1 protein-coding gene is annotated in these 318 nt (G+C 57.9%); it reads left to right on the top strand.

What is annotated here, in order from left to right; all coding sequences use genetic code 11:
- On the top strand, positions 1-208 hold a 208-nt coding region (locus AC5ZG5_RS46530; RefSeq protein WP_496165611.1), incomplete at its 5' end, for a hypothetical protein.
- Between the last annotated feature and the right edge of the window lie 110 nt (positions 209-318).

Raw genomic sequence — 318 nt, 5'->3', positions numbered from 1 at the left:
TCGCTCGTCGTTCCACCAACCAGCGAACTCCAACACCTCCTCCACCGACTCATTCGAGTGCGAGGTGGTGGTAACAAGTGCGTATATCCGACGCGTCGCCCATCACGAGTTCGTCGATGATATCCTCTATCCGCGCCGCGCCTTCTCCGACGACCGCAATAAGAGCAACTTTATCGCGAGGGCACTGCTCGACGAAGGCGCTCAATAGGTCTTCGTTCGATAGTGGCAGGTGAAGAATGATCCTCGACGCATAGCTCATGATTGGTGCCCATGTCCGCTGCCCTCGCACGGCACTTGGCGAATGGGCGCTGAAGCGAC

The organism is Bradyrhizobium sp. Ses1 (genome assembly GCF_059512365.1).
The sequence above is the reverse complement of the archived record's forward strand: the minus strand, read 5'-3'. Positions and strand labels throughout refer to the sequence as shown.